This is a genomic window from Pseudomonadales bacterium, from assembly GCA_013215025.1.
In the GTDB taxonomy this organism is placed as follows: domain Bacteria; phylum Pseudomonadota; class Gammaproteobacteria; order Pseudomonadales; family DT-91; genus DT-91.
Window position 1 is genome coordinate 1 of sequence record JABSRR010000176.1, and the last position, 6,088, is coordinate 6,088.

The window sequence follows — 6,088 nt, forward strand, 5'->3', positions numbered from 1 at the left end:
GATTATTACCTCGCCCTTTAACTCGCTGGTTTGAGAACTCGTCCAGTGGTGAGCTAATAATGCCTTACTGGTCCATATCCAGTCGATATTTACTTGGCTAGGGTTTTCATTCTCTGGCGCATAAATCACCTCCAGCAAAGTGGGCAAGGTTAGCTGCTGTTCAGCATCACTAAATTCTTCAATTCGCTCAGCATCCATAAGTAAGTATATCTCGCCCTGCTGATTAAACTCTACACTTTGCGCTTGCTTAAAAATAGTTTGTATAAGCGGTGATAGAGAATCACTGGCGGCTGTATCAATAGCTGGCGTGTTCTGCTGCGCCCCGTCAAACCCGCAAGCAGACAGTGTCACCATCAAGCTAATCATGACCAGATTAATGCGCTTAGAGGCTACTGTCATGATGTATAGCTTTTTGCCGCATTTACGTTCAACAACTTAGGCAATGCCCGCTTTTAAAATTTGATGCATATGCACAATGCCAATAGGCTGTTGCTCAGTGTTGGTGACGACTAACTGAGAAATACTATTGGTTTCCATAATATTTAAGGCCTCAGCTGCCAGCATGTCTGACGCGATGGTTTTGCAGTCCTTTGTCATAATGTCGCGGATCGCTGCATGTTTGATATCGTGGCCGGCATCAATACAGCGCCTGAGATCGCCGTCGGTAAAAATGCCTACCAGCTTGGCTGCTGAATTAACCACGGTGGTCATGCCTAAGCCCTTGGCGCTCATTTCCAATAATGCGTCTTTCATGAAAGCATCGTTGCCAACTTTTGGAATGTCCTTGCCGCTTGCCATAATGTCATTCACCGTCAGCAGCAGTTTTCGGCCCAGCGCACCGCCAGGGTGAGAGAAAGCAAAGTCTTCGGCTGTAAAGCCTCGGGCTTCTAATAGGGAGACAGCTAAGGCATCGCCCATGGCTAGTGTTACCGTGGTACTTGCCGTTGGCGCTAAATCATGCGGGCAAGCTTCACGCTCAACCGAAATATCGAGATGTACGTGTGATTGCTGTGCGAGTGTAGATTGCGCATGCCCGGTCATGCTGATCAGCGTTGCGCCCATGCGTTTAATTAATGGAATAATCGTCAGCACTTCTGAGGTCGTGCCAGAGTTCGAAATCGCTAACACAATATCTTTATGGGTAATCATGCCAAGATCACCATGGCTTGCCTCGCCGGGATGCACAAAAAATGCAGGACTGCCGGTGCTGGCCAATGTTGCTGCGATTTTATTACCAATATGGCCGGATTTACCCATGCCGGTGACCACAATGCGGCCTTCACAGCTCAGCATAAGTTGGCAGGCTTTAGAAAAGCTTTGGTCGATACGCTGGTTCAGATCCTGAATCGCTTTAATTTCAATATCTAAGGTGCGTTTGGCAGATGCAATAAAGGTCGGCATGGTAAATATCTATCGTAATCCTATCTACAAAGATTGAATATAATGTTGGAAGATGTAAAAAGTGGCTTATAAAACTATGGCTAAAAATAAGCCAGCGTTAAATATCGATCAATTAAAAAGTGGCTGCAAGCGGCTGTAACTAGTTAAAGCTCTGTTGCCAAAATCCCATAATAAGCAAAATAACACAGTAATAGTAAAATACCCATCCAGCGAGAGAAAGGTTGCCGTCTTATATAGCTGATCAGCATCATAACCATCCACAGGCCTGAAATCACTAGCATAGCCGCAAAATCGCGGGAAAATACCTCAGGACCAAGTGCCTGTGTGCCAACCAGTCCAGGCACGGCCATCACCACCAATAAATTAAAAGTATTAGAGCCAATCACATTGCCAAAGGCGATTTCATGATGGCCTTGTTTTGCCGAGGCAATTGATGCAGCAAGCTCTGGCAAGCTGGTGCCTACCGCGACTATCGTGAGACCGATAATCAGCTCAGGTACACCAAACAAGCTAGCGACTGTTTTTGCACCCCAGACTAAGACTTCAGCTGATGCTAGCAGCAATAACAAGCCGCCTAACAATGCCACAATGGCTTTCGTTAAACTCAAACCAACAAGCTCGTTTATCTCTTCATCCTCTGCAGATAGGGATTCGGCTTGGCTGGCGCGCTGCTTGTAGAATAAAAACACAATGAACGCTGTTAAGCCTAATAGCAATAAGCCACTGTCAAACCAGGTAATATCTAAGTTATACAACACGAACCCAGCTAATCCATAAACGGCTAGCAAAATCGGTAATTCCGACCGCACCAAACTGCGCGATACCTGCAATGGAATAATGACTGCGGTTAAACCAATCACTAAGCCAACATTGGCAAGGTTTGAGCCTAATGCGTTGCCCACCGCGAGACCAGCGGAGTCATTTATAGCCGCCATCAGCGAAACAATAATTTCTGGGGCTGAGGTACCAAAAGCGACAATGGTCAGCCCTATCATCAGTTTTGACATGCCAACATAGTCAGCAATGGAGGCTGCGCCTTTAACAAACCAGTCGGCGCTAAACATCATAATGACAAAGCCAAGTAAAATGGCGGCGAGTGCGAGTAACATAGATAAGCTCGGCAATATTAAAGGGCGAAATTATAACAGCTAAGTCTATTACTGATGCAGTTTTATTACTTAAACAGTAAATTTTGTCTTTCGTCGACCAGTGGTTTTATGTTTTGCGGTGTTTGTCGGCGAAAGCTGAAAAAAAGCCGCCTAATGCTATGAATTCTGATAAGAATCGCTATCATGTCTCGCTGAATTTTTGTGTACAAATGACTTCGCTGCATGTTTTTGAGCTCAATCGATGATATGCCGCGCCGTCAATCTGACCGTGGAGACAGTAGTAAAATGAAGTATAAGTTAATCATGGCGCTGATTGCCTCGGGCATTTTTGCCCTGCCTGCGCATGCCAAAGTCACAGCTGAGCAAGCTGCAACATTGGGTGGAGATACGCTAACGCCAATGGGTGCTGAGATGAAAGGCAATGCCGATGGTTCTATCCCTGCATGGTCTGGCTCTATGCGCGGCGTACCGCAAGGTTTGCAATATTCTGGTCCAGGCGACATTTACCCCGACCCTTATGCCAATGAAAAGCCATTATTTACGATTACTGCGGCGAATATGGCGCAGTACGAAGCTCGTTTGAGTGAGGGTGAAAAAGCCTTACTGCAAAAGTATCCAGACAGCTTTAAAATGAATGTCTACCCCTCTCATCGCGATGGTCGCTTTAGCGAAAAAGTTGAAGCGCGCACCAAGTGGAATGCCACCAATACAGAATTAGTGAACGGTGAAGATGGCATGCAGCAGTTTACTGGTGGTGCGCCTTTCCCGATTCCGCAAACGGGTGCGGAAGCAATCTGGAATGCTCGTATTATTCATCCACATCCAACCTTGTTTGGTCAAATGGACGATATGGCGGTGTATTTGGATGGCAAAACCCAGAAGCGTCGCCAAAAAATGGTATCTGAGTATCCGTTCGCTTATCTTGAAAACGAAGTGGGCACCGTAGACGATGCGATTGGTGTTAATGCTGGCTTTGTGCATGTGACCATTGAAGAGCCTAAGCGCCAAAAAGGCCAAATGACAGTGGTTCATGAGGCGCTTGATCAAGTTAAAAATGAGCGTAAGGCTTGGGTTTATATTCCAGGTGCGCGTCGTGTGCGTCGTGCGCCAACTGTTGGTTATGACACGCCAGACGGCCCAGGTGGCTTGGTTACGGTTGATGACTCGCTCGGCTTTAATGGTGCCTTAGATCGTTTTACTTGGACCTTGGTAGGTAAAAAAGAAATTTACGTGCCTTACCATGCCTATAAATTTGATGACCCTAAAGTTAAATATTCTGATTTATTACAAAAAGGCCATGCCAACCCAGACTTTATGCGTTATGAATTACACCGCGTCTGGGTTGTTGAAGCTGAGCTGAAAGATGGTCAGCGTCATGTGTATAAAAAGCGCCGCTTCTATATTGACGAAGACAGCTGGCAAATCGTCTTACTTGAGTCATACGATGGCCGTGGTGAGCTATGGCGCGTAGGTATTTTGAATACGCTTTATGATTATGCGCTACAGGGCTATGTAACCCGTGCGCATATGTTCCATGACTTGCAATCAGGTGCTTACATCTCTTTGCGTATGGTAAACGAGACGTCGCCGGTCAACTATATGGCTGAGCCAAAAGGCGAAGCGTATTATTCGCCAGCTAACCTCCGTAAGATGGGGCGCTAGATCTTTTAGCATCGCTTGATTTCTCAGCTTTTAGCTGATGATTATGAGATTGTAAGAAACCGCCGCAAGGCGGTTTTTTTATGGCTTGCAATAAGCTTATCGAGCCGCTTGACTGCCTAATAGCTTGAATAAATGGCGCTGGCTTAATAGCCAGTGCGGTTTAAGCCATTCAAGGCAGCAATGCGATACGCTTCTGCCATCGTCGGATAATTAAATGTGGTGTTAACAAAATAGCGGATATCGTTGCCATGATTCTCCTGCTTTAAAATCGCCTGGCCGATATGAATGATCTCGGTGGCTTCGGCGCCAAAGCAGTGAATGCCAAGTAACTCATAGCTGTCTAGATGAAATAGCAGCTTGAGCATGCCTTCTTTTTGGCCGCTGATTTGCCCCCGAGCGGTATCTTTAAAAAACGCGCGGCCGACTTCATACGGCACTTTAGCGTCAGTTAATTCTCGCTCGGTTTGTCCTACAGAGCTAATTTCTGGCAGGGTGTAAATACCGGTGGGCACATCATCAACAAAGTTCAGAGGGTCGGTGCCAATCGCATTGGTAGACGCCGTAGAGCCCTGATTATAGGCGGCAGACGCCAATGACGGCCAGCCAATCACGTCACCCACGGCATAAACATTCTCAACCGCGGTTTGATATTGCTGATCCACTTCAAGCTGGCCGCGGTGGTTGGCGTTGAGCCCAATCGCGTCAAGCTGCAGCGCATCGGTATTGCCGGTTCGGCCATTACACCAGAGCAAGGCATCGGCGGTAATACGCTTGCCAGAGGCTAAGTACATGGTCACTTGTTTGTCGTCGGCGTCAAAGGTTTGAAAGCTTTCACGGTGACGAATAATCACGCCTTGCGCAATCAAGTGATAGCTGAGCGCGTCAGAAATTTCATCGTCTAAAAATTCCAACAGTCGATCACGGTTGTTCACCAGATCAACTTTGATGCCCAGCCCTGCAAAAATCGAGGCATATTCACAGCCAATAACGCCAGCACCATAAATGATAATTTTGCGCGGGTTATGCTGCATGCTAAGAATGCTATCGCTGTCGTATACCCGAGAGTGTGAAAAGTCGATGTCGTCTGGATGGTAAGGCCGTGAACCGGTAGCAATCATAATTTTTTTGCTGGTCACTTTTTTAACCGGGCCGCCTTGATGGCTAATTGCTAGCGTATTGGCATCGCTAAAGGCAGCATGACCCTCAAAAATGGTCACATCGTTGCGTAGGTAAAATTTGCTGCGCATTTTCACCTGTTTGTTAATGATGCTGGCTAAGTTCTCGGTCAAGTCGGCATAGTGCAACACCTCTGACGACTTAATATGTTTAACCATCGGGTTAGAGTTAAAACGAATTTGGCTGCTCACAGCGGCGCGCAAAGCTTTGGAAGGTATCGTGCCTTTGTGTGTGCAGGCGCCGCCAATTTCTTCTTCAGGTATCACAATCGCAACGCGTTGCTCATGTTTGGCAGCGCTCATCGCTGCCGACTCACCAGCGGGGCCACCGCCGATCACGATTAAATCAAAGTCATACTGACTCACGGGTTTTTCCTGTTAATGATTTTTAATGCCGCTATTGTAAGCCAAATAGCCCGGTATTGCTGTGTTTAGCAGTTGGAATTTGCGCACAAAGCCCTATCTAAGACTGACTGTTCGGTCAATTTTTTGGGCCGACGGCGGAATTTTTTTGTGTTTTGTGGTCAAAAGCTCCTAACGCCATTCAATTCAAAAGGGTTTTTATCATGGTATTCAGGCTATTCCGAAAATTATTAGGTCTTTCTCGAGTAACGCAGAAACTCCATACTGAAGGATGCTTTACCCTGAGTTATTGATCTTAGATGACCAACATAAGCAAACATCTTTACTAATGGTACTTCTGCAGCTATTACAGCAAAAGCTCCGTCAACCGACATACCG

General features: G+C 46.5%; 6 protein-coding genes. 1 reads left to right on the forward strand and 5 read right to left on the reverse strand.

Annotated elements, in window-relative coordinates:
* The 3 genes from HRU21_11085 to HRU21_11095 all read right to left on the reverse strand — a co-directional run.
* Positions 1-399 (reverse strand): hypothetical protein (locus HRU21_11085; protein ID NRA42831.1); only part of this gene is annotated, 399 nt, incomplete at its 3' end.
* A gap of 36 nt (positions 400-435) precedes the next feature.
* On the reverse strand, positions 436-1,401 hold the full coding sequence (locus tag HRU21_11090; GenBank protein ID NRA42832.1) for a KpsF/GutQ family sugar-phosphate isomerase: 966 nt from the start codon (positions 1,399-1,401) through the stop codon (positions 436-438).
* 143 nt (positions 1,402-1,544) lie between these two features.
* Entirely contained in the window at positions 1,545-2,510 is a 966-nt protein-coding gene (locus HRU21_11095; protein ID NRA42833.1) for a calcium/sodium antiporter, read from the reverse strand.
* A gap of 222 nt (positions 2,511-2,732) precedes the next feature.
* On the opposite strand from HRU21_11095, the gene HRU21_11100 reads away from it, so the two are divergent.
* Entirely contained in the window at positions 2,733-4,172 is a 1,440-nt protein-coding gene (locus HRU21_11100; GenBank protein NRA42834.1) for a DUF1329 domain-containing protein, read from the forward strand.
* Positions 4,173-4,315: 143 nt separating this feature from the next.
* Here the strand turns inward: HRU21_11100 and sthA are convergent, their stop codons facing one another.
* Both sthA and HRU21_11110 read right to left on the reverse strand, forming a co-directional pair.
* Positions 4,316-5,713: a Si-specific NAD(P)(+) transhydrogenase gene (gene sthA / locus HRU21_11105; protein NRA42835.1), complete on the reverse strand. Its 1,398-nt coding sequence runs from the start codon at positions 5,711-5,713 to the stop codon at positions 4,316-4,318.
* Positions 5,714-5,940: 227 nt separating this feature from the next.
* Positions 5,941-6,088, reverse strand: a 148-nt coding sequence (locus HRU21_11110; GenBank protein ID NRA42836.1) for a hypothetical protein, incomplete at its 5' end; no start/stop codon positions are given.

What these genes read in the sequence shown, in the direction of transcription:
- HRU21_11090 (NRA42832.1), bottom strand. Translation starts at nt 1,401, where the DNA reads ATGCCGACCTTTATTGCATCTGCCAAACGCACCTTAGATATTGAAATT.
- HRU21_11095 (NRA42833.1), bottom strand. Translation starts at nt 2,510, where the DNA reads ATGTTACTCGCACTCGCCGCCATTTTACTTGGCTTTGTCATTATGATG.
- HRU21_11100 (NRA42834.1), top strand. Translation starts at nt 2,733, where the DNA reads ATGTTTTTGAGCTCAATCGATGATATGCCGCGCCGTCAATCTGACCGT.